General features: G+C 37.9%; 18 protein-coding genes. 11 read left to right on the top strand and 7 right to left on the bottom strand.

Translation table 11 applies throughout. The features are described from left to right. The first annotated feature begins 76 nt into the window (after nt 1–76). The 3 genes from EV200_RS17370 to EV200_RS17380 all read left to right on the top strand — a co-directional run bounded on the left by EV200_RS17370 (nt 77) and on the right by EV200_RS17380 (nt 4,205). Nucleotides 77–1,840: a peptide MFS transporter gene (locus EV200_RS17370; RefSeq protein ID WP_132534901.1), complete on the top strand. Its 1,764-nt coding sequence runs from the start codon at nt 77–79 to the stop codon at nt 1,838–1,840. A 1-nt stretch (nt 1,841) separates the two neighbouring features. After that, entirely contained in the window at nt 1,842–3,344 is a 1,503-nt protein-coding gene (locus tag EV200_RS17375; RefSeq protein WP_132534903.1) for a peptide MFS transporter, read from the top strand. 132 nt (nt 3,345–3,476) lie between these two features. Beyond that, nucleotides 3,477–4,205 carry a polyprenol monophosphomannose synthase gene (locus tag EV200_RS17380; RefSeq protein ID WP_132534905.1) on the top strand — a complete coding sequence of 243 codons (729 nt, stop codon included), beginning with the start codon at nt 3,477–3,479 and terminating at the stop codon, nt 4,203–4,205. Between the two features lie 576 nt (nt 4,206–4,781). Here the strand turns inward: EV200_RS17380 and EV200_RS17385 are convergent. The 6 genes from EV200_RS17385 to EV200_RS17410 all read right to left on the bottom strand — a co-directional run bounded on the left by EV200_RS17385 (nt 4,782) and on the right by EV200_RS17410 (nt 12,841). Continuing rightward, nucleotides 4,782–5,285, bottom strand: a complete 504-nt coding sequence (locus tag EV200_RS17385; RefSeq protein ID WP_132534907.1) for a YdeI/OmpD-associated family protein — start codon at nt 5,283–5,285, stop codon at nt 4,782–4,784. A 147-nt stretch (nt 5,286–5,432) separates the two neighbouring features. Continuing rightward, on the bottom strand, nt 5,433–5,726 hold the full coding sequence (locus EV200_RS17390) for a type II toxin-antitoxin system RelE/ParE family toxin (RefSeq protein ID WP_132534909.1): 294 nt from the start codon (nt 5,724–5,726) through the stop codon (nt 5,433–5,435). After that, nucleotides 5,726–5,932: a DUF2683 family protein gene (locus tag EV200_RS17395; RefSeq protein WP_132534911.1), complete on the bottom strand. Its 207-nt coding sequence runs from the start codon at nt 5,930–5,932 to the stop codon at nt 5,726–5,728. Before EV200_RS17395 ends, EV200_RS17390 begins: the two co-directional genes overlap by 1 nt. Nucleotides 5,933–6,084: 152 nt before the next feature. Then, nucleotides 6,085–9,096: a DNA polymerase III subunit alpha gene (gene dnaE / locus EV200_RS17400; protein WP_132534913.1), complete on the bottom strand. Its 3,012-nt coding sequence runs from the start codon at nt 9,094–9,096 to the stop codon at nt 6,085–6,087. A gap of 295 nt (nt 9,097–9,391) precedes the next feature. After that, nucleotides 9,392–10,708: a DNA polymerase IV gene (dinB, locus tag EV200_RS17405; protein WP_132534915.1), complete on the bottom strand. Its 1,317-nt coding sequence runs from the start codon at nt 10,706–10,708 to the stop codon at nt 9,392–9,394. A gap of 639 nt (nt 10,709–11,347) precedes the next feature. After that, entirely contained in the window at nt 11,348–12,841 is a 1,494-nt protein-coding gene (locus EV200_RS17410; protein ID WP_132534917.1) for a 2-isopropylmalate synthase, read from the bottom strand. A 101-nt stretch (nt 12,842–12,942) separates the two neighbouring features. Here EV200_RS17410 and EV200_RS17415 point away from each other — a divergent pair, with 101 nt between their 5' ends. Beyond that, entirely contained in the window at nt 12,943–13,746 is an 804-nt protein-coding gene (locus EV200_RS17415; protein ID WP_132534919.1) for an AraC family transcriptional regulator, read from the top strand. 78 nt (nt 13,747–13,824) lie between these two features. On the opposite strand, the gene EV200_RS17420 is transcribed toward EV200_RS17415, so the two are convergent. Further along, nucleotides 13,825–14,337, bottom strand: coding sequence for an NAD(P)-dependent oxidoreductase (locus EV200_RS17420; protein ID WP_132534921.1), 513 nt, complete (start codon nt 14,335–14,337; stop codon nt 13,825–13,827). 348 nt (nt 14,338–14,685) lie between these two features. Here EV200_RS17420 and EV200_RS17425 point away from each other — a divergent pair, with 348 nt between their 5' ends. The 7 genes from EV200_RS17425 to EV200_RS17455 all read left to right on the top strand — a co-directional run bounded on the left by EV200_RS17425 (nt 14,686) and on the right by EV200_RS17455 (nt 22,704). Continuing rightward, the gene (locus tag EV200_RS17425) at nt 14,686–15,489 is read left to right on the top strand and encodes a porin family protein (protein WP_132534923.1); all 804 of its coding nucleotides are present in this window, start codon (nt 14,686–14,688) and stop codon (nt 15,487–15,489) included. Between the two features lie 30 nt (nt 15,490–15,519). After that, nucleotides 15,520–16,950, top strand: coding sequence for a hypothetical protein (locus tag EV200_RS17430; protein ID WP_132534925.1), 1,431 nt, complete (start codon nt 15,520–15,522; stop codon nt 16,948–16,950). Between the two features lie 255 nt (nt 16,951–17,205). Then, on the top strand, nt 17,206–18,177 hold the full coding sequence (locus EV200_RS17435; protein WP_132534927.1) for an aldo/keto reductase: 972 nt from the start codon (nt 17,206–17,208) through the stop codon (nt 18,175–18,177). After that, a complete protein-coding gene (locus EV200_RS17440; protein ID WP_132534929.1) occupies nt 18,178–18,999 on the top strand; it encodes a helix-turn-helix domain-containing protein in 822 nt (273 codons plus the stop codon). A gap of 102 nt (nt 19,000–19,101) precedes the next feature. Beyond that, nucleotides 19,102–19,581, top strand: a complete 480-nt coding sequence (locus tag EV200_RS17445) for a glycosyl-4,4'-diaponeurosporenoate acyltransferase CrtO family protein (RefSeq protein ID WP_188754076.1) — start codon at nt 19,102–19,104, stop codon at nt 19,579–19,581. Nucleotides 19,582–19,865: 284 nt separating this feature from the next. Next, nucleotides 19,866–21,026: an esterase gene (locus EV200_RS17450; protein WP_132534933.1), complete on the top strand. Its 1,161-nt coding sequence runs from the start codon at nt 19,866–19,868 to the stop codon at nt 21,024–21,026. Between the two features lie 442 nt (nt 21,027–21,468). Then, complete coding sequence (locus EV200_RS17455) at nt 21,469–22,704, top strand: PQQ-dependent sugar dehydrogenase (protein WP_132534935.1); 1,236 nt, start codon at nt 21,469–21,471, stop codon at nt 22,702–22,704. The last annotated feature ends 556 nt before the right edge of the window (nt 22,705–23,260 follow it).

A 23,260-nucleotide genomic window follows, 5' to 3' on the forward strand; every position in this document is an offset into this window, starting at 1 on the left:
ACTATATTGCGCCTTGCAAACTAGCTTAAACAACACACAAATTCTGAATTCATAAACTAAAACCAATAAATGTTTTATGCACACATCCCTTGAAACCAAAGACGATTTCTTTAGCAGCAAAGTATTGGGTCATCCTGCCGGATTATTCGTGCTTTTCTTTACAGAAATGTGGGAAAGATTTTCGTACTATGGTATGCGGGCTTTGCTCGTTTTATTTCTAACATCTTCTATTTTAGGTGATAATCCAGGTTGGGGCTGGCCTCGTGAACACGCCTTAGCTATTTATGGTTCTTACACTTCTCTTGCCTACCTTACTCCTATTTTAGGAGGATATATTGCTGACAGATTTCTGGGCTATCGCTGGGCGGTTATTATCGGAGCATTTTTAATGACATTGGGCCATCTTTCGATGGCTTTTGAGTTTAATCCAATTTTTATGTACCTGGGCTTATGCCTTCTGGTATTGGGTAATGGATTTTTCAAACCAAATATGACTTCCATCCTATCTCATATGTATAAAAAACATCCTGAGAAAAAAGATGGCGCTTACACCATATTTTACATGGGCGTAAATTGCGGCTCATTTTTAGGGATGCTATTATGCGGTTACATTGGTGAAAAAATAGGCTGGAGTTACGGTTTTGGTCTTGCAGGTATTTTCATGTTTGTAGGCATGTTACAATTCTATTTTACGAAAAATATTTTTGGCTCTATTGGTTTAAAACCTGTCAAAAATGAAGATACCGTAGATGAAGATGAGCATCCGGCTGAAGCCAAAAGAAATCCATTTTCTATTTTTGACATTGTATTAATTGTATTTATTGCTGTTATTGGCCTCGTTTGGATTATTAATGATCCTTATTCTAAAGTCTCTGGACATACCGTTTTTAACTTTTCTGTAGGTAAGCTATCAGGTGATAACTTTGCCATTATTTCAGCTTTAAGCTTATTTATTTTTGTGCTGATTAAGAGAATAGTTCAATATACACCACAGCTTAGAGATAAAATGATTGTGGTTATTGTACTCGCCTTTGTGGCCATTTTCTTCTGGGCTTCATTTGAGCAAGCCGGCGGTTCTATGACCATCTTCGCTAAAGATTATACGGCCAGAATACTGGAAGGAAATTCAAAAATCATTTTTAACGTAGCGAATACTTTAATTACAATTATCCCGCTAACAATCATTTCTTACGTGTTATTTAAGTTATTCAGACAAACATTCTCCAAGTTTGCATTAGGCAATATCATTTTGGCAGTTGGTTTTGCTATAATATGGTGTATGGTAATCTATATGTTAAAGAACCAATACAGTGCGGTTAAAACTGAAGTTCCTGCCACTTGGTTTGGTATTTTAAATTCACTATTTATTATTTCTTGTGCACCTATTGTGTCTAAACTTTGGGAAAGCAAGTATAGTCCAACCGCAACCGTTAAAAACGGCATAGGCATGATCTTATTGGGTATTGGCTTTGCGGCGCTGGCTTATGGCTCTAGCTCTATACCTGCAGGTGCTAAAGTGGCATCAGTAAGTATGATTTGGCTTATTTTAGCTTATTTTTTCCATACCATGGCCGAATTATTTATCTCTCCTATTGGCCTATCCTATCTAAGTAAACTGGTTCCTGGCCGTATGATTGGAATTATGTTTGGTATCTGGTATTTAGCACTGGCTATTGGAAATAAAATTGCTGGTACGATGGGTGGTATGATTGATAAAATCACAGCACAATATTCCATGTCTACCTTCTTCCTCATCTTTACCCTTATTCCTGTAAGTTTGGGGATCTTTATTATGTTGCTTACGCCAATAATTAAAAAACTAATGCACGGGGTTAAATAAAATGCAGATTATTACTGAAAAGACACCTTCTATTGAAACTTTAGAAGCGATTCAAAATTTTGAAGGTAAATACCCTAAACAACTCTGGTATTTATCATTGGTAGAAATGTGGGAACGTTTCTGTTTCTATGGCATGCGTGGGGTACTTGCCTTTTTTATGGTTGATCAATTAGGCTTGAGTGACCAGAAATCAAACCTGCAATATGGTGCCATTCAGGCATTTGTTTATGCCTTTACTTTTATAGGCGGCATTTTTGCCGATAAAGTTTTGGGATTTAGAAAATCTCTTTTCTGGGGTGGTACATTAATGATTGTAGGAAACCTAATCCTTGCCTTTTCGCCCCATGATTTATTTTATGTTGGTATAACACTATCCATTATTGGCACAGGCTTTTTCAAGCCCAATATATCATCAATGGTTGGCGAACTTTATCATGAAAAAGATAACCGGAGAGATGCTGGTTATGGGCTCTTTTATGCAGGTATAAATGTAGGTGGCTTATTGGGTGGTGCCATGTGTATTTACCTTGGAAAGTATGTTTCCTGGCATTTATGCTTTCTTTCTGCAGCACTGGTAATGGCATTTGGTTTGGGTACTTTTATCTTTACTAAAAAGTACCTCGGCCCAATTGGTAATTCTCCACTGCTTCATTTACAAAAAGCAAAAAGAACAATCTATGAAATAGTAGTTTACGCGGGTTCTCTTTTCTGTATCCCGCTGATTTTTATCATGGTAAGAAATACCGCTTATACTGATTATTTTATGTATACGCTTGGTATTGTGGCGCTGATCTACTTTTTTTATGAAATGTTTAGCATTAAGGAAGTTAAAGCGCGATATAAATTACTGGCTGCTTTTATTTTCATTCTTTGCTACTTTATTTTTATGGCCATTTCAGAACAAAGCGGAGGTTCACTCTCTTTATTTGCTAAAGATAATTTAGACCATAACCTACTATTCTTTTCTATTGATCCGAATGTAGTAAACAACAGCGTAAACTCATTTTTCGTAATTGTATTTAGTCCATTGGTAGGTTTATTATGGATTGGTATGTACAAACGTAAAATTGAACCCAATACAGTAGTAAAATTTGGACTAGGTTTTGTTTTACTAGCTGTGAGTTTCTATGTTTTCTATGCTACCAGGTTTTTCGCTAATGGTCAAGGCATCAGCTCTCTAAATATTTTTACATTGGGTTATCTACTGCTTACGCTTGGCGAATTATGTATTGGTCCAATCGGAATGTCAATCATCACTAAATTATCACCAAAGAGAATGTTTGGGATGATGATGGGCATGTGGTTCTTATTCAGTGCTTTCGGACAGCTTGCTGCCGGTAAATTGGGTGCAGAAATGTCTAGTATTGAAAATGCATCTTTAATGAGCAAACTTACTTCCTACACGGAAGGTTACAAATCACTTGCGCTTTACTCATTAATTGCCGGAGTATTTTTGATTGTATTTTCTCAGTTGATCAAAAAACTGATGCAAGAGGTTAGATAAAACATTTCAATAGATTTTAAACCGTATCAGCACTGTTGATACGGTTTTTTAATTTATAATATTTACTTTCGCCCTCTAAAGTTAAAATTATTTTTTTTAGCTTAAAATGCAATCATATAAACCAGAACAAAAGTGTCAGACAGTTTAGTAATCATTCCTACCTACAATGAAAAGGAGAATATTGAAAGGATTATCCGAAAGGTATTTTCGTTAAATCAACCTTTTCATGTTTTGATTATTGATGATGGTTCTCCTGACGGGACTGCAGATATTGTAAAATCGCTTCAGACAGAATATGACGGACATTTATTTATCGTAGAACGTGCCGGCAAACAAGGCTTAGGCACCGCATATATTTACGGTTTCAACTGGGCACTACAAAAGGATTATCAGTTTATCTTTGAAATGGATGCGGATTTTTCTCATAATCCAGATGATTTGGCCCGTTTGCGTGATGCCTGTCTAAATGGTGCAGATGTAGCCATCGGGTCGAGGTATGTAAAAGGGGTAAATGTGGTAAACTGGCCAATGGGAAGAGTGTTAATGTCTTACTTTGCTTCAATGTATGTTCGTTTTATCACCAGGATCAACATTCAGGATGCTACTGCTGGTTTTAAATGTTACCGCAGGATTGTATTGGAAACGATTCCTTTAGAAAAAATCCGATTTGTAGGTTATGCCTTTCAGATTGAGATGAAATTTACGGCCATTAAGTTTGGCTTTAACGTCATAGAAGTACCGATTATTTTTACCGATAGAACAGAAGGTACGTCTAAAATGAGCACGCGTATTTTCAGAGAGGCTTTTTTAGGTGTAATCCAAATGAAAGTGAGTAGTTGGTTTAGGGATTACAAAAGATAGATTAGGCAGTTATAGGTTAGTGATATATTACAATAAGTCTTTATTTCGAACAAAGCCAATAAATCCTTGATGTTGTAATGATTCAAAGATTTCTCCATCACTAAGCCCTTCAGTTTGTAATAACGACATTTTCTTCATTGCGAGGCGGCTTTTTCAACTAACAAAGCAATCTATTTAGCAGATCAGATTGCTTCACTCCATTACTAAGTCCTTCCCTTTAGTTCGTAATGACGACATTTTTTTTGAATACCAACTTCCTATTATAAAAGTGATATTTCGCAACAAGTCGTCATTTCGAGCAAAGCCGAGAAATTTTTAGTGTTGTAATGATTCAAACATTTCTCCATTACGCTGCGCTACAGTCGAAATGACGATTTTCATATTTGCGAAGCATCTTTTTAGCACAGATCAGATTGCTTCACCCTATCACTAAGCCTTCCCTTTAGTTCGCAATGACGACATTTTTTGAATACCAACTTCCTATTATGAAAGTAATATTTTGCAACAAGTCGTCATTTAGAGCGAAGCCGAGAAATCTTTGTAACAGACTGACAAATATGCATTAGGATATACAACTCAAGACTTACCCGCTCTAATCATACCACCGAAATCCTGTAGCTTTTCCATTGCATCAATGGTCATTACTAATCTTTTGGTACGTGTCTTTTCCGTTTTGGCTTCATTAATCCATTTAATGAAATAATTTTGATGGGATTTAGGTTGTTGGAGGAAACGAGTGAGCAGCCTTTCATCTTCAGCGAGGCATACTTCCAGATCTGCGGGCATTTCAACTTTAAAATCTTTATCCTCTTCCAGCCATAATTCCACTTTAGCACCAGCTTCCTTTCTTATTTTTTTGCGGAGTATAGCATTAATGGCAATGATAAAATCACCCTCCCCCATTGGCACAGTAGCTATTCCGGCAATTTCCAAGTCATCAAGTTTCCCTTTCACTCTGAATGATACTTTACAATCAGGCTTAATTTCATTCGCTATGGCAGCAGGAATGAAGACGTAACTCCAGCCCGTTTTTTCGCCCATTTGTTCAAAACGTTCTATTTCTGCTTTGATGTGGATCATTTGTAGTTTGATATAAATTAGCTAAAACAAGATCTACCTTATTTAAATATAGAAATCTGTACAGGCTTTGAAATTTTATAGAAGTTGACCTATTTATATTATTTAATTATCAAACCAACTTTCTATCCTACATTACAATAAGAACATTTAACTATAAAACATTGGCTCTTGCCGATTATCCCAGAAGAAAAGTACTTCTATCCTATCTGACTTAACTTCATAAAACACAGAGGATATTTTTTTAATTAATCCCTGCCTTATATTCGGATCAAATGCTGTCCGCTTATAAAGAAAAGGTGTTTCGCTGATTAACTCAAGTGTTTTTATAGTATTTTTTTTGAAATCATTAAGTGCTTTCTCCCCTAATCGTTCTTGCACCTGAGCACAAATCGACTCAAAAGTTAAGAAGGCCGTTTCTGATATAATGACAGGCAATCCCATCAAATAATTGAGATTTTCTCTTTGAATTCTGCTAATGAAAAACTCTTCCCTTTTTTAATATCTTCTTGTCCTTTTTTTATTCCAGATATAACATGTGCAGGCAGAGCATTATCTTTCCTGATTTCATAAGGAACTTCCAAAGCATCAAGAAAGGCCTTTAAAGCTTTCTCTTGTATTTTATCAGGATGTACAAGGTAAGTTTCCATTTTGATATGATTTTTAACTAATGTACAAATTTAAAAATTATCAGGCAAAACCTATAAATCTTTCTTGCCTTATAAAGAAGTAGCTATTTTTGCTATTCGGCTCAAAAAACAGCTAATTCATGAGCCGATTAGCATATTTATTCGGCTCATAATTAATCAGTAGCTACCGGATTCATTACAATATCTAGCTTGGCAAACTTCAAAACCTCCACACTTGGGAAGCCAAAATCTTCCACGATCCTACCTAAAATTAAATAACAACCCTTCCCTGCAAATGGATACATGGGAGTAGTATTCGGAAAATGGGTAGTATCAAAAAAATCACCCTTTACATCCAGAAAGGTACCAAACCACATTTTAGTGTTTTTAATCGTATGCACTGTTTTTTCACAAACATAATTACCCACCATGCGCACTATTTCCCCCACATGTTCACTTAGATCTGCAGCCATTACCTCTCCACGATAACTCGTTTTCAAAAAATCGAACATATTGAAATTTAGCGGATATCCTAACAACTCCAGTTCTACATAAGCATCTTCGAGTGCCGAATTTTCTAATACAGGCAATGTATATTCCTTACTTTGCAGTTGAAACAATTCTGCTGAATCCATTCTTTTTTGGTTATGCCCCAGGTAATTATAAATCTCCCAAAGCAATGTCTTCTTATCTTTTCCAGTAAACCTCAAAGCACCCAACCGAATCAATAAAATGGCTTGTTCTAAAGTAATCTGTGTTCGCTTTACAAATTGTTCAAGATCTTTAAATGAACCATTTTTTCTCCGCTCCTGCGGAATCTGTTTAATCATTTTATTTTCTAAACCCAGCACCTTTTCAAAACCGAGATAAACCTCGTTGCCCTTGATGTTTACCACTTCATCACTGTGGTTTACGCAGGGGAGATAAACCTTTGCGCCTGTTTTTTGTAACTCATGAACATAAACCCAACGACTATAAAAACCGCCATAGTTATTTAAAACGGCCACCATAAATTCTTTCGGATAGTAGGTTTTAAGATATAAACTTTGATAACTTTCTACTGCAAATGATGCAGAGTGTGCTTTTGAAAAACTATAACCTGCAAAGGAAGAAATCTGTCGCCAAACCTCCGTAATAAGTTCTTCTGCATGCCCCTGAACCCTGGCAGATTGAAAAAATTTGTTGACCAATTCTTCAAAAGCAAGCTTTGAACGGTACTTTCCACTCATGGCCTTTCGCAATACGTCTGCATCAGCTAAATCCAGGCCAGCGAAATAATGGCAAACTTTGATCACATCTTCCTGGTAAACCATTACGCCATAAGTTTCCTTCAGCTGCTCTTCCATTTCCTTGCAGAGGTAAACCACTTTATCTGGAGCATGATAACGCTCAATAAAAGATTTCATCATCCCTGAACTGGCCACACCTGGACGAATGATGGAACTGGCTGCCACCAATGTCAGGTAATCTTCGCACTTTAATTTTTTCAGCAATTGCCGCATGGCTGGCGATTCGATATAAAAACAGCCCACAGGTTGTCCTTCACGAAGAATTGCATTTAATCGAAGGTCATCTTTAAATGTCTTGAAATCATGAATGTCAATCTCTTTATTTTGGTTTTTTTTGATGAGTTGAACGGCTTCCCGAATATGCCCTATTCCCCGCTGACTTAACACATCAAACTTCTCATAGCCAATAGCTTCTGCCTCATACATATCCCATTGAACAGTTACAAAACCTTTCGGCGGCATGTCCAGTGCCGTATAGTAAGTAATGGGCTCATCAGAAATTAAGATTCCACCCGCATGAATAGAGCGCTGATTGGGCATACTTCTCATATGATGATGAACCGCCAGCAACTTCTGGTAAGTTGAATTCTGCTGGTTTTCGCGTTCTTTTGTCGGGTCGGTAAAGGTATCAATCTCTTCTTTTGGTAAACCCAAAACCTTTCCAATTTCCCTGATAATTGCCCGGTCTTTAAAAGTGCTCATCGTTCCTAAAAAAGCAACATGCCATTTAGGGTATTTTTTGAAAATGTACTTCTGGATGGTCTCCCGCTCATCCCATGCAAAATCGATATCAAAATCCGGAGGACTTGTACGTTTCTCATGCAAAAAACGCTCAAAATACAGATCAAGGTCTATGGGATCTACATCGGTAATCCGCAGGCAATACGCTACAATGCTATTGGCTCCCGAACCTCTGCCAACATGGTAAAATTTACACCGCCCCATCGCATAACGAACAATATCAAATGTGATTAAAAAATAGGCACAATAGTTTTTAAACTCAATGATACTCAACTCCTTCTCCATCCTTTCCCTGGCAACAGGGTGATCATTTCCGTAACGATAAGCCAAACCCTTATAAGCAATTCGCCTGAGCAAGGTGCGATCAAACATTTCACCTTCTTTCGTATACGCATATCTGTTTTTGGATTTTATCTGAGGTTCAAAATAAATGCTCAGATCGCAGGCATCCATCAACTTTTGGGTATTATCAATAATAAAAGGAAAGGCTTCAAATTTTGATTGAAGTGCTTCCTCCGCGATCAAAATTTCATCAGGATCACATTTTGAATCGTCAGGCACCATGCTCAATAAGGTATTCAATTCAATTGCCCTTAAATATTCGTGCAAACGATGTTCTACCTTACTGCCTACCGTAACAGGATGCCAAACCACCAGTTTTTCCTTTTGCTGCAATAAATCATGTTTATAGAGGCCATTCAGCTGACTGCTCTTAATTCCAACAAACTCATTTGCCTTTAAAACCCTGTTGAAGTTTCTGGTAAACGGATAGATAATAAAAGCATTTTTAAAAACAGGTGCATCATTTAGTAAGGCCTGATCTTCAATATTGTGGATACTTAAAAACTCGTTAAGTTCCCGCATCCCTTCTTTGCTTTTTGCAATACCGATATATAACAGCTGACCTTCTTTTCGGAACTCAATCCCGGCAATTGGCTTTAAATGGTATGGAATATTTCCGGCTTGTACTTCATCGGGTTCTTTAGCAATACCTTGTTTATAACATTCGCGGATAAATTCGATTGCTCCGGTAGAATTGTTAATATCAGTTAACACCATTTGATGGATGCCCAAAGCACGGGCCTTCGAAACAATGGCTGGGATATCCATCGTTCCGTATTTCAGGCTATAAGAAGAATGTACATTTAGAAACATTTTAGTTGTCAGTTTTTAATTTCCACTCAGTTCATAGTTTAAAACTGGCGAAGTTTTACTACGCTCATGGCCTTTGAAACTTCGCAAGTAGTCAGCCGACTTACGAAGTTTTGATGGCATAGTGTGAAGGGATAACTTCATCAGTCTAATTGTTCTTGATTATAGTTCGTATCGTTAAATTCTAGTGAGCAACTACCAAATCATATCAAGGCTTTAACACTTAGGATCTCCTATAAAACTGGCGAAGTTCTGTCACGCTTATAGCCTTTGAAACTTCGCAAGTTAACGCTGGTTTTTATCCATCCAACTTTGTAGCTGTACCTAAATCAGAATTGATAAAAGTTCTGATTCTTGACTTTTTACGTTCTTCAACAGGCTCGTTTTCTTCTTCTGATTGCTTATCAAGGTGCTTTTTTCGAGGATTATATTTAATGACCTTTCCATATTCATCTCGTTCAGGCCGCTTTACAATGCAGGCTTTAACTACTGATTCAATTCCATAATGATTTCGAACCTTATCCATCGCCTGATACAAATCGTACTCTTCTTCTGAACTATGGTACAGTCCAATCTGTTCAAAGCCACTCACGAGATGTGAGAGTTTAACTCCAATTAAGCGCAGCAACATTCTTTTAGCATAGAGTTTTTTAAACAGATCATGTGCTTTATTAATTAAAAAGGAATCAAGTGCCGTGTATGGAATCCGCGCTTGCTGGGTAACAGTTTCAAAATTTGAATAACGAATGGTAACAGTAATGCAAGCGGTTAATTTTTGCTGGCTCCGGAGTTCATAGGTTAAATTGGTTACCATTCCACTTAATATGGCTTTCATTTTCGAAATATCCATGCTATCGTTTTCAAAGGTGGTTTGTGTACCAATGGATTTTCTTTCACGATAGGGAACAACAGGAGAAAGATCAATTCCATTTGCTTTTTGCCAGATGCCCAAGCCATGCTGACCTAAAATCTTGAACATCAATTCCTGAGGGATTTCGGCTAAGGTCTGCACTTTACGCACGCCCATTTCACTCAGTTTTTTATGTGTGGCATCGCCTATTCCAGGTATTTTATAAACCGCCAGTGGGTTTAAGAATGGGCGAACCCCAGGAAAAGGAATTTCCATTTCACCATTAGGCTTACACTCATTGGTTACAATTTTCGAAACCGTTTTATTTACTGATAAGCCAAACGAAATGGGCAAACCGGTTTCCCTGATAATGGTTTGCCGCAGTTCGGAAGCAAACTTCATACAGCCAAAAAACTTGTCCATCCCGGTCATATCGATATAATGCTCATCAATACTGGCCTTTTCAAACAAAGGAACGCGCTCAGAAATAATTTCCGTAATCTCATGCGATGCTTTTGAATAATCATCCATGTTTCCTTTCACAAAAATAGCCTGTGGGCAAAGTTGTTTTGCCATTCTACCAGGCATTGCTGCATGCACACCAAATTTACGGGCTTCATAACTACAGGAAGTAACCACGCCCCGATCAGAATTACCACCCACAACAACAGGCTTGCCTATAAGTTTAGGATTTTTCTTTAATTCTACCGATACAAAAAAAGCATCCTGATCCATATGAATAATTTTTTTATCCTTGTCCGTCATCTCCTTATCAATTTAAATTTCGTGGCGTTACATTAAAACAAATTTACTAATATATTTAGCTTTTATATTTTAAAAGCCAATTGACTTACTAACAAAATACTAACATTATTAGCTTAAATTATTTAAGAATATTACACCTAATTAAATCATACTCATCAGATTATTTGGCAGATAGAAATTAGTTAGCAAGTCCCTCAGGAACCTGAATTCGATAATTATTAAATTGATTTTGACACTTTGGTCTGCGACCACTCCTCTGAAAATGGGAAATTATGATCGCCACTCCCTCTGTTGTATCGGAGGGGTGCCCATTGGGTGGGGGGTTGTTCGATTCGAAAAATCTCGTCATTCCCACCGCAGTGGCTGAATCTTTGAACTAACCCCTATCAGCCTAGCGGCACCTTTCTCCTGAAAGGGAAAGGGCGATGAAAAATTATTTATCGAACCATATCGTAAAATCAAAATCCCCTCCTTTTTTTAAGGAGGGGTGCCCATCGGGCGGGGTGGTTAGATTCGAAAAATCTCGTCATTCCGACCGCAGTGGATGAATCTTTGAACTAACCCCTATCCGCCTAGCGGCACCTTTCATTTTGAAGAGAAAGGGCGAAAGAAAATAATATTTTTCGAAAAAATGGTTTGTTATTCAATTTTATTTACAGCCACCAGGTAAGCGTTCACCATACTTAAAACAATATCTGGGCCCGAAGCAAATCCTTCGTAAAAAATTTTATTGTATAAAACTCTTATAAACACATTCGAATCTGCAGAAGATCCCGCCGTAACTGGCTGTACGTCGATATCTTCAATAGTGATAACTTTTTGTATTAAGCTGTTTATCCCACAAACTGCAGCATCCAAAGGTCCATTCCCTTTTGATTGAATAGTTTTTTCCTCGTGATTCACCAGGAGAGTGATAAATGCCTCGGGCTTAATATCAAGTCCCGTTTTTATTTCTAATTTCTTAAGTACAATTCCACTTCCGGCATTTTCCTCTCCCATAAGCGCCTTAAGGTCATGATCATGAATTTCTTTTTTAACGTCTGCAATTTGGATGAATCTCTCGTAAATCTCATCCAGTTCATCTTTCGTTATTTCATTATAGCCTATAAGTTGGAGCCTATATTGTAAGGCAGCCCTCCCACTCCGTGCCGTAAGCATAAGCACTGGAGCTTTTGTACCCACATCCTCCGGTTTCATAATTTCGTAGTTTGCCTTATTTTTAATCACACCATCTTGATGAATGCCTGATGAATGTGCAAAAGCATTTTTCCCGACAATGGCTTTATTAGGCTGAACCGGAGTACGCATCATTCGAGATACCATACGGCTTAAAGAATAAAGTCTGGTGGTGTCTGCATTAATTTTAATGGGAAGATTGTTTTTTACGTGTAAAGCCATAATAACCTCTTCAAGTGAAGTATTACCGGCACGTTCTCCAACACCATTAACGGTGCATTCTACTTGCCTTGCCCCACTTAACAACGCAGCTATAGAATTAGCCGTAGCCATACCTAAATCATTATGACAGTGTGCGGAAATAATTGCTTTGTCGATGTTTTTTACATTTTCTTTAAGAAAACGTATTTTGGCAGCATACTCTTCAGGCAAACAAAAACCATTGGTATCAGGAATATTAACTACGGTTGCCCCTGCTTCAATTACAGCCTCAATTACTTTAGCAAGATAATTTAAATCAGCCCTTCCTGCATCTTCTGCAAAAAATTGCACGTCATCCACCAGGTTTCTGGCAAACCTCACAGAAGAGGTAGCAATTTCTATGATATTCTCTCTCGTTGACTGAAATTTATATTTTATATGATAGTCAGAAGTTCCAATGCCTGTCTGAATTCTTTTTCTTTTGGCATATTTTAAGGCTTCGGCTGCTATTGAAATATCTTTTTCTTTAGTTCGTGTTAAAGCACATATGATAGGATTAGTTATGGCTTTAGAAACTTCCACCACAGCGTTGAAATCTCCGGGACTAGAAGCCGGAAAGCCTGCCTCAATAATATCTACCCCAAGCAACTCCAGTTCTTTTGCTATCAATATTTTTTCTATCGTAGTTAACTGGCATCCCGGTGCCTGCTCACCATCTCTTAATGTAGTGTCAAATAGGAATATCTTCTCTTGCATATTATAATAATTTCATTTACAACTCACGCTTATTCTTCAAAGTTATCATTGCAAAATCTGGCATTTTATCGTATAATGCCTGAAATTTATTCCATTACGCCATGCTGAAAAAAAATCTTAAAAATATCAATTGCGTTGAAGAGGTGAGAGATGGGTATGTACTTCATCAGCATTTTGGTCAGTTCAGTACAGATTGGCACGAGCATCCCCATGGTCAATTGGTATTTGCAGAAAATGGGCTTCTTTTTCTTTATACTTTAAACAACAGATATTTATTACCAACAAAGTTCTGCGCCTGGATACCTCAGAATGAAAACCATAAATTAGTTTCCTATTCTCCTGATCTGCTAATCCGTACGATATACCTTGATATTTCTGACAAACAAGACCCATTCTATAAACAAATTGGCATTTACCAAACCAGCTCTTTATTAGATGAATTAATATTTTATTCAAGAAAATGGAACGAAAATACCATTGCTGATGAAACTGAACAATGCTTTTACCGCAACTTCAAAAATATTTTACCGGATATCTGTAAAGAAGAAATACCGTTAGCACTCCCTGCGCCCAGATCATCAAAAATGGTTGAAATAATAAATTTTTTAACCGAGCATTTTCTTATAAAACATTCTATTGCTGGTATTGCAAAGCAATTTAGTATTTCAGAGCGCACATTGTCCCGGCTTTTTCAAAAAGAGCTTGGCATGCCAATGTTTCAGTTCTTAAAAATTTTAAAGCTGATCAAAGCGCTAGAATGGTTTGATGATGGCATATCGAATGTGAGTGAGGTCGTATACCGTCTTGGTTATGAAAGTGTTTCTACATTTAGTAATAATTTTCACGAAGTTTTAGGATTTAGGCCCCAAACCTACTTACTAAAGAAGAAACACAGACAGGCTTAATAAACCAGAAAAATGATCGAATTCCGGTGATCAGTAAATGTTTTTGCATAGCATTTGCTAAACATGAACTTCTTCGTCTTAAAAAAATAGGTAACAATTACATCTGATGCAAAACTTACAATTTAAGCCTTTTTCAAAAAGCGAGCTTATCGACGGACTTAAGCGAACATTTCCAAAATTGACACTACTTTCTACTAGAAGCCTATAAGCTTTTTGCCTATCTTCTTGAATTATAGGAAAGTTGGCTTTCATCCAATTCGTCGCAATAATCGTCTCAGGTCCTTTATGGTCAAAAGGAGTGTCAATGTTAACACCTGCCACCAAAATATATCGCTTTACGCCATAATTTGACATCGCCTTTAAAATATTTTTAGTTGCTAGCTCCGCAACCAAAGGTTCGCCTGGGCGTTGGCCAATGGTACTGATTAAGGCCTGACAACCATCTATAAGCGCACTCACTTTTTCAAACTCAATGGCATCTCCTTTAACTATTTGGACTAAAGGATGCTTGATTTCGAAGGTTTCTGGATTTCGGAGAGGGATCTTAATACTGTACCCATTTTCAATTAACTGATAATAAGGTGTTTTCAAGTTCTACCACCGCCACCAAAGACGGCTATCTTTATATGCTGATTCATTGTTTCTTGTAAAATTTGTTAATATTTATTTATTATCTAAACATTTCGCTTAAGCTGTTTACAGAACCGAACACCGATTCTGTAACTCATTCAATATTTTACAAGACAATTCTAATAAAACAAACATATATAAATTATGGGTTTGTACTAACAAGATTTCTCTATCAAACCTTAAAGGTTTTAAAATCTTAGGAGGTTTATTATTTTCTACTCAGAGGTTGAAAATAAATTCTCAAAAAAATAAATATGAATGATAATATCTACAAAATTTTATTACTTTTGGCGACCAAACAAATAACTAATGCGCCCTCTTACCTCTACATTGCAATTTATTGCAATTTTCAAGCTATACGCTGTTCGTATTTTCAGCTTCGTTACACTTTTTTTATTACTCAATACCATTCATGCACAAGGTCAGGTTGATACGGCGAATGTTCAAACCCCTATCTCTAAATTTGAGATTGGTGTTGCAGGAGGATTAACAGTGAACAAATTTAGTAGTGGTCAGCCACAAACAGGAACCAATACCGGATATGATGCCGGATTACTGCTTACCTATAACGTTTATAAGCAATGGAGTATCCAATTGGAGGCAAGCTTTACTCAACAGGGTGGCCAACTCTTAACTTTTAAAGATGATACCAGGTATGGTTTACCAGAGAGCTTTACAACCAAAAATGTTAAAAACAGCTCCGTACATTTAAATAGCCTGAACATCCCTTTGCTTTTAAGGTACTCTATTCCGCTAAAAAAAGACTGGAAACCAGCCGTGTATGTTGGCGGGAGTTATGCCTATAACTTTAATGTAAACGAACATTACCAAAAAACGGGCAACTTATTACCAGGAGAAGATATTATCACTACCGTAACAGATTCAGAAAATGTGACCAGCAGGTATAACCGGGATAGACTAAACCTGATTGTAGGGGCAGATCTGCGTTTACCACTTTTTAGCAATGTAAAATTGCTATTAGACTTCAGATATATGGCTGGCGCAACTCCGGCAAGGGAAAGCTACTCCTACATGGAGAAAGTAGGTTTCGGAAGCGACATCAAATCCAACTCTTTTATAGCTAAACTGGGCCTGATCATTCCGGTACAGTAACTTAAAAATCTTAATCCAGAATTAACTCATATGAAATTAAAATTTACCAGACTATTCTTAGTTGCCCTGGCGCTCTATGCCACAGGGTGTTCAAAAGACGATTTTTCAGAAGCAGATGCAATTGCTGCCCAAAAGGAATTATTAACGCTAAAATACCAGCATGAGATGGATTTAGAAACGTTAAAACAAAAAGGTGCAAATGCACTGCAACAACTTATTAATACTGCTGCACTTCAACAGCTAAAATTGAATGACAGTTTAGCCCGTACAAGTGCTGTAGCTGCCGCAAAACAAGACTATAGCGTAGCTGTTACTGATGTGGTAACCAATGCACCAGTGGCTGATGCTGAAGTAATTGTTTCATCAGAGGGCAAGCTTTTCTCAACCAAAACAAGTGCACAAGGTATAGCAACGTTTTCTTCTTTGTATTTGTTTCCTACCAGTACTTTCTTAATTACCAAGACTGGTTATGCAGCAACACAAATTATGCGTAAGGATATCACTTTAGGAACAGCAAAATTGTGGAATACAGCAGAATTGTCAAACGAAATTTCAGGAACATTATACATTGATACCGATTTAACTAATTCGACACCAGAAAAAGTAGGCGGAAATGTATTGGTTACGGCTTCTACATCTGTCCCTAACGGTTTCAGTGGCACATATAGCGTACAGTTTCCAACTTATACAACAGCAACTGGTACTTATTCACTAAAATTACCTGCAGCACCAGGTGGATATGCACTTAGTTTTGCACAAATAGAGGCAGATCAGAAATTGTATGTTTATGGTACAGAAGATACAGATGCTAGCTTAATGCCTTTTCAATTACCTTATATGGCTTCCGTTAAAACTTATTTTAACGTAAATTCTTATGGTGTAAATATTCCTAGCATTATCAGCCCTATTTATCTTAAATTTCCAAAAGATAAATTAGGTAGAGAACTATATATGCAAGTAAATGGAAACTATAACAGCACGGCTTACCTGAGTTCGATAGCTGATGGTTATCAGATAGAGCGCCTTAATGTATCTAGTTACAACTATTACAACGGTATGTATTATGATTTAAATCAAAGCACATTTGATGCAAACACAAAATTAGATGTTTCGGTTATCGACATTACAGGTAACATCATCAAAAGCCAGCCGCTTCTAAGCGCTACCACTAACAGTTCCGGGAAATTACAGATAACCAGCTCTGTTGAAGGTGGATATGGGTACGTTCATTTAAGAAGAGACGCTGCCGGAAGGATCGTGGCAAATGCCAAAGGTGTAATTTCAAAAGCTACGGTTTATGATTCTTCTCAAAACCTATACGTTTTAACTTATACTTCAAATTTAAACTTCACCACCAATTTAAGTACCGGTTTAAATTACTTGCTTCCTAATAAAGGTGATAAGAGAATCGTTAACTTCTATTACGGTGCTGGCGAAAGCAGAGTGAAGAAAGTATACTAGAAAAATACGATCCTATAAAATTTTAACAAACCCTTGTAAGTTTACTTGCAGGGGTTTTTGTATTTAGGAAACAATGTATCTGTCCGAAATTATTTTATTATTGCACTATTTTTTAGGTTAAGCCCATCAAAAAAATTGTCGCCAATCCAGTATCAGGTCTGATAAAAGAGATAATCAAAGCTATGAGCCGTACAGACTAATGATTTGAGCCGTAGAAGAAACCTGCAATAGGCAATCAACATCGATCTTTGTAGCATGAAAAACATTACAAAAATCCAATTGGGTCAAGATGGCCCATTTGTTTCTAAACTTGGCTTAGGCTGTATGCGCATGTCCTCCATCTGGGGCGGTTCCACACCCGACGAAAAAGAAAGTATAGCCACCATTCATGAAGCTTTAGATAGCGGTATCAACTTTTTAAACACCGGAGATTTTTATGGTGCCGGCCATAATGAAATGCTGATCGGCAAAGCCATCAAGGAAAGGCGCAACGATGCCTTCATCAGCGTAAAATTCGGGGCCATTTTTCACAATGGACAATGGATGGGAATGGATCTGCGACCCATCGCTATTAAGAATTTTATAAATTATTCACTTACCCGTTTAGGTATCGAAACCATCGACCTTTACCAGCCCAGCCGAATGGACGACAGTGTACCGGTAGAAGACATCATCGGAACAGTTGCAGACCTGGTTAAAGAAGGTAAAGTGCGCCATATTGGTGTATCGGAAATCACGGCTGAGCAACTTCGCAAAGCCAACAGCATTTACCCCATTAGTGCACTTGAGCTTGGCTATTCGCTAGCTGATCGTCAAATTGAAAGCGAGCTGTTACCAGCGGCAAAGGAATTAGGCATTGGCATCGTGGCCTTCGCCAATACTGCAGAAGGTTTATTAACGGGAGAAATGAAAACTCCGCTTGCCGAAAATGATTACCGCAATCATTTCTCTCGATTTCAAGGTGAAAACCTTGTTCATAACCTGGAAAAAGTAGAAATTTTAAAGCAATTAGCCAGCAATAAAAATTGCACACCAACACAGCTTGCTATTGCCTGGGTAAAAGAGCAGGGAAATCACATCATGCCTTTAGTAAGCATGAGCCGCAGATCCCGCTTACCAGAAAATATACTGGCAATGGATATTGTATTTACGCCTGAAGAAATGAACATTTTAAACACTACTTTTGCAATAGGCGCTATACATGGCGGCACATATTTACAACGCTAAATGACCAGTCCAGAAGAAATTCTCCCCGGCGTGATCTTTTATTCCTACCTCTCTGCAAAGCGGAAGGAGAAAGTTTGTTTATGGAACCACCATACCCTAATCCTTCAGGTTTCAGGACAGCTTGTTTTAGAAACTTCTGAGCAAAAAATTTCAATGAATGGAGGAGAAATGTTGCTGATTCGCAAAAACCAGGTAGGTATTCTAACTAAAACACCACTACCCGGCGCAAATTATGAAACAATCGTAATCTCCCTGCAGGAAGATCTGTTATGCAAAATTGTATTAGAAGAAAAGCTTGAAGCAGATCAGAAATATATCGGCCCACCAAATCTATTAATTCCATCTAACGAATTTCTGCAGGGATATTTTCAATCCATTGTTCCTTATGCCCGAAGCTCAGGAGCAACGATGACGGATGAAATGGGTATTCTGAAAGTGAAAGAAGGTGTTAAATTACTTCTGCTGGCCTTGCCACAACTTCGCAATTTTTTATTCGATTTTACTGAACCCCATAAAATCGATTTGGAAAGATTTATGCTTAGCAATTTTCATTTCAACGTTCCTGTCGAAAAATTCGCACAGCTAACTGGCCGCAGCCTGGCAAGTTTCAAACGCGATTTCCAAAAAACTTTCGATTCACCACCGCGACAGTGGCTGCAGAACAAACGACTGAACGCAGCAAAATACCTGATCGAAATCAAGCACCAAAAACCATCTTCCATCTATCTGGATCTAGGCTTTAAAAGCCTCTCGCACTTCTCTCATGCTTTTAAAACGAAGTTTGGCAAATCACCAAATGAGTTGATCTATATTATTTCTTAATCATGATTGCTTGATTAGATAAATAACAAATGCCCGCAGAAATTGGAGATTAAATTTTGAAAAAGCTTAGTATCTTAGCAGGAAGCGCTTATTCAAATAACAATGGTTCATTACCTCACTTTTAGCATTTCAATCACATTTATCTCCTGGATAGTAGGCATTATGGTCAATACGCTTTTACTCAAAACTGAATTTTACAGCAAATACCTGTCGAATCTTTTAATCATAAAAAATCAGAATATCAGCAATAAAATAGGGCTAGGAATATTTAAATGGCTCGTTCAAAATTCATTCTTTAAATACTTTAATCCAAAACTTTCTATAAAGAAGCAAATTAAGCCAGGGGAATTAGATCAACTCCGAAATGAAATGACTACTGCTGAGATCGGTCATTTAATAGCGTTTGGCTTTGTGATGATATTTGCCTGTGTGATGATATTTAAAGGTAAGTTCCTGTTTGCATTAATCATTACCATCGTAAACATTCTAATGAATTTATACCCATCTTTATTGCAACAGGAAAATAAAAGAAGAATCGATCAATTTAAAAATAAAATGAACTCAAAAATCTTAGCCATTTAGTTTTCTTTTAATAACCTGAATTAGATAATTATGAATTGATTTAAACACCTCGGTCTGCAACCAGCCATCAAAAAGAGGGGAATTACCTTTTTTTTCGTCCTTTCCCTTTCAGGGGAAAGGTGCCGATAGGCGGATAGGGGTTTAACTAATAGCGATAACCTGTTTAAATAGTATTGTAAGGCATATCATTAATCAAATTCAGCTTGCTACCAAAGCAACAATATCAATTCTGATTTGTATATTGACAGTAAACAAAAAAACAAAACCTAACCAAAACATCCCCTATGATGAAAAAACTATTATTAAACTTCCTGCTTTTCACCACGCTCGGCTCCTATGCCCAAGAAAATTTAAATTTCAACAAACAAAAAGAAATTACCTCACCCGAAATCAATACTGATCGAAGTGTAACGTTCAGGCTGGATGCGCCGCAGGCAAAAAAGGTAGAGCTACAAGGCGATTTATTAGCTGCACCCGGAACCGCCGCAATGAAAAAACAGGCTGATGGCGTTTGGACTTACACCACAACAACCCTGAAACCAGAACTGTACAGCTATTCTTTTATAGTAGATGGTTTAAAAATCAGAGATGCCAATAACGTTTATCAAATCAGAGATGTGGCATCGGTAGTTAATGTTTTAATTGTAGGTAGCGGCAAGGCCGATAATTATTTAGTAGCTAATGTACCTCATGGTACCGTTGCAAAAAGATGGTACAATTCTCCAGGTAATGGGATGGAAAGACGAATCACCATCTACACCCCGCCCGGATACGAAAGCGGCAAAACCAAATACCCGGTATTGTATTTATTACACGGCATGGGTGGTGATGAAGAAGCCTGGGCAGCATTAGGCCGTACCCCACAAATTTTAGACAACCTGATTGCCACAGGTAAGGCAAAACCCATGATTGTGGTGATGCCAAATGGAAATGTGGCGCAGCAGGCAGCCCCTGGTGAAGATGCCAAAGGCTACTATAAACCCACCATGCAATTACCGCATACCATGGATGGCAAAATGGAAGAAACCTTCCCCGATATCATCAAATTTGTAGAAAGCAATTACCGCGTGAACGCAAAACCATCACAACGGGCGATAGCGGGTTTATCTATGGGTGGCTTTCATTCTTTGCATACATCCAGGTTCTATCCAAAGACCTTCGATTATGTCGGACTGTTTTCTCCCGCCATTATGCCATTTGGCAAAACAGAATCACCTGTTTATGCAGATGTTGATGCCTCTTTAAAAAACCAGTTTAATAATGGTTTAAAACTGTATTGGATTGGCATTGGCAAAACTGATTTTCTTTATCAGGCTGTAGCCGATTACAGAAAGAAGCTTGACGGAATGGGTGCGAAATATACGTATGTAGAAAGTGAAGGCGGACACACCTGGTCAAACTGGCGTGATTATCTGGTGCTTTTTGCACCACAGTTATTCAAATAAGGAAGAGGTTATAAACTGTCGATTGAAAATTCCACTTCAGCGAGAGATCTATTAAACCCCGCTAGGGTAACAAAACTTCTTTATAAATCAGCATTCCCCTGTACCAATTATACAGGGGAATGATTGAAATTTCTCCTGCTCACCTGGCTTCAAAGCCAAATGCCGAATGAAGTTTTCAATGGTCTGTATTTCGATACAGACAGGTATTGCGTTTAATGCATTTCTCATTTGATTTGCTTCCATTCTAATAAATGGGCACCAACTACCTATTTGTTTAAATACTATTCAAGACATTGATTATCAAAACTTAAAAAATTCAATCCATTGTTAGCACACTGTAGATGCGATTGCAAATATTTAGTTCTTCCTTAAAAACTAATCGATCATCATAAGGGTTGTATTGATAATCAGATCATTAACAGGAAAACTAAAAATCACTACCATGAAAACAAAAATCTACCTGATTGCCATTGCCAGCTATGTGCTGATGGCAACCGCATGTTCAAAAGGAGGCATCATTGATACAGATCCTGAACCAGGATCAGTAAGTGGCCCCGGTGTAGAAACCAACCCACCCAATACCAGCTACACCCCTGCCTTTGCCGGACAGACCAGAATTACTGCGGTACGCACCAATACCGCCTTTAAAGGCACTGCAATATCTACCGCTTTAACCGCACCATGGGGCATTACCACACTACCGGATGGAAGACTATTGATCACGCAAAAAGCAGGAACCATGCGCATCGCTACCACTACCGGAACACTGAGCGCACCGATTACAGGGCTTCCGGCAGTAAATGCGAACGGACAGGGCGGATTGCTCGGACTTTGCATTGATCCACAGTTCAGCACCAATAGAATGGTTTACTGGGTGTTCTCAGAAAACGTTGCTGGCGGTAACCTAACCTCAGTAGCTAAAGGTAAATTAGCACAAAACGAATTAACAATTGAAAATGCAACGGTGATTTATCGTGCAGGCCCGGCTTATAACGGTACGCTTCACTACGGTGGAAGAATCTTGTTCGACCGCACAGGTAACCTCATAGTTAGCACTGGAGAACGATCAGACCTGGCCACCAGACCACTGGCCCAATCGGTTACCGCTGGCTTAGGTAAAGTAATCCGAATCAATACCAGCGGACAACCTGCAACAGCTAATCCAACTTTTAGTACCTCAGGTGCACTTCCTGAATTGTATAGCATCGGACACCGAAATCCACAAGGATTGGCACTTCATCCCGTTACCGGAGAAATCTGGCAAAGTGAGCACGGCCCACGTGGCGGAGATGAAATCAACAGGCTTCAGGGCGGACGAAATTATGGCTGGCCAACGATTACATATGGCATTGAATACAGTGGTGCAGCCATTGGATCGGCCATTCAACAGCAAAACGGACTGGAACAGCCCGCATACTACTGGGATCCCGTGATCTCACCAAGTGGCATGGTATTTTATAAAAATAACCGTGTGCCTGAATGGCAAAATAACCTTTTCATTTGCTCCCTTTCTGCCACACACATTGCTCGCTTAGTTATCGTGAACAATCAGGTAACTGGTGAAGAAAGGCTACTCGCCAGTGAAGGTCAACGTTTCAGAGACATTACACAAGGTACAGATAATGCCTTGTATGCCGTTACCGATGGCGGAAGGCTTTACCGAATTGATAAATCATAACAGATAAGCAATACAAAAAATTAAACTATAAAAAGAGGCTGTATCAAAATTCGAAAATGTCATCCTGAGCCTGTCGAAGGACTTATAAAAAAATGTCCTTAACGGTGTTTCGACAAGCTCAACATGACAAATTTTAATCTCAATTAATAATGATGATACAGCCTCTTTTCCATATCTATATGCTCAATAGACCTATATTATTTCGTCTTCAAAAATTCATTCTTTAAATCATCCGACAACACATCATAGCCTTTTCTATCTCGTAGATGTCATCCTGAGCCTGTCGAAGGACTTATAAAAAATTGTCTTTAACGGTGTTTCGACAAGCTCAACATGACAAATTTTAAGCTTAATTAATAATGATGATACAGCCTCTTTTCCATATCAATATACTCAATAGATCTACGTTATTTCTTCTTCAAAAATTCATTCTCTAAATCATTCAGCAACTCATCATAACCTTTTCTATCTCGTAGATGTCATCCTGAGCCTGTCGAAGGACTTATAAAAAATTGTCTTTAACGGTGTTTCGACAAGCTCAACATGACAAATTTTA

Origin of the sequence: Pedobacter psychrotolerans (assembly GCF_004340665.1) — a bacterium.
GTDB lineage: Bacteria > Bacteroidota > Bacteroidia > Sphingobacteriales > Sphingobacteriaceae > Pedobacter > Pedobacter psychrotolerans.